The organism is Salinivibrio sp. MA427 (genome assembly GCF_001996115.1).
In the GTDB taxonomy this organism is placed as follows: Bacteria; Pseudomonadota; Gammaproteobacteria; order Enterobacterales; family Vibrionaceae; genus Salinivibrio; species Salinivibrio costicola.
In genome coordinates this window covers 1-1,826 of sequence record NZ_MUFH01000413.1, presented here as the reverse complement: position 1 = coordinate 1,826, position 1,826 = coordinate 1, and the positions used below count along the sequence as shown (strand labels likewise).

The window sequence follows — 1,826 nt, the reverse complement described above, 5'->3', positions numbered from 1 at the left end:
AATCTATTGATTGTTAAGATTTATTAACAAAACACTCAACCAAGGAAGGCTTATGAAAATCAAGATACTCGCCAGTGCCATGGCGTTAACATTATGCAGTTCAGCGTTTGCCGCCCAAGTGCCAGAGAATGTCACCCTCGCTAATGAACAGACCCTCATTTGGGGCGTCGCCGGTGAAGTACCAACACTAGACCCGACCAAATCCAGCGATACCGCCAGCAATAAAATTATCTCCGATTTATTTGAAGGGTTAATGATTCGTAATCCAGAAGGCGAGGTTGTGCCCGGCCTGGCGAAAGACTGGGAAATCAGTGACGATGGACTTAAATATACGTTTCATCTACGTGATGCGAAATGGTCAGACGGTGAGCCTATAACGGCCGACGACGTTATCTTTACCTTACGACGCGTCGTCGATCCTGTTACAGGTGCGCCTTACGCTTGGTATTTAGGGACCGCCAATATTCAGAACGCAAAAGCGATCACTGACGGCGAAAAGCCAGCAGAGCAACTCGGGGTTAAAGCCATTGACGATCACACGGTTGAGTTTACCCTGGAACGTCGTACGCCTTACTTCCCCAATATGCTGACTCACTCATCAACGTATCCAGTACCACAGCATGCGCTTGAAGCGTTTGGTGACAGCTGGACTCGCCCCAACAATATGGTGAACTCGGGTGCCTACAATCTCACTAACTGGGTCATTAATGAGCGCATTGATCTTGAGCGAAATCCGCTTTATTGGAACGACAAAGAAACAGTGATTAATAAGACTTCGTATGTTGCATCAAGTAATGTCAATGCTGAATATAACCGTTATCGTACCGGCGAGATCGATATCACCTCGAGCTTCCCTTTGGAAGCGTATGATCAAATCAAAAAAGAACGCCCTAATGAATTGATCACCATGCCGTCTTTGGCAACCTATTATTACTTATTTAATACCGAAAAGGCCCCTTTTGACGATGTCAGAGTGCGCAAAGCCTTATCTTATGCCATTGATAGAAACATCATCACCGATATTATTCTCGGCCAAGGCCAAATTCCTGCGTATGGCGCTACCCCACCAGCGATTAACCACTTTGAGGCACCCAAGCTTGAATGGGCGGAAATGAGTCAGGATGCGCGCTATCAAAAAGCCAAATCCTTATTGGCGGAAGCCGGGTTTACGCAAGACAATCCACTGGAGTTTGAACTGGTTTACAACACCATGGAGTCACACAAAAAACTGGCGTTAGCCGTGACGTCTATGTGGAAGCGTCACCTTCCTGTCAATGTCAACTTGGCCAATCAAGAGTGGAAAACCTTTTTGCAAAAGCTTCTGCAAAAAGACTTTGATGTTGCACGTTATGCGTGGGTTGGCGATTACAATGAAGCTTCTACATTCCTGAGTTACTTCAGTAGTGATGGCATGAATGAAACCAGTTGGGGGAATAAAGATTATGATCACGCGCTGGATCAGGCTTTGACGGTCGTCGACCCGGAAAAACGCAACGATTACTATCAAGAAGCCGAGCGTATTTTTGCTCGCGACATGCCAGCCATTCCGCTGTACTTCTACACACGTAGTGTGATTAAAAGCCCTAAAGTAGGCGGTTATAACGTTGAGAACCCGAATAAATTGCGGTACACCCGTAATCTATACATAACGCAAAATTAATGGCAGAAAGTGCAAACGCCACGCTACCTAGCGTGGCGTTTGACAATACGTGACAAAAGCCAAAAAAAAAACGCCAGTCTTTCGACTAGCGCTTTCTTCAAGGTTGGCTCCCCCAACTGGACTCGAACCAGTGACATACGGATTAACAGTCCGCCGTTCTACCAAC

General features: G+C 46.3%; 1 protein-coding gene. It reads left to right on the top strand.

The window, feature by feature from the left end; genetic code table 11:
• The first annotated feature begins 52 nt into the window (after positions 1 to 52).
• Positions 53 to 1,660 (top strand): peptide ABC transporter substrate-binding protein, encoded by a 1,608-nt coding sequence (locus BZG79_RS15135; RefSeq protein ID WP_077460880.1) that lies wholly within the window; start codon positions 53 to 55, stop codon positions 1,658 to 1,660.
• Positions 1,661 to 1,826 lie beyond the last annotated feature (166 nt).

Bases quoted from the DNA above. Each gene is read 5' to 3' on its own strand.
- BZG79_RS15135 (WP_077460880.1), top strand. From the start codon at position 53: ATGAAAATCAAGATACTCGCCAGTGCCATGGCGTTAACATTATGCAGT.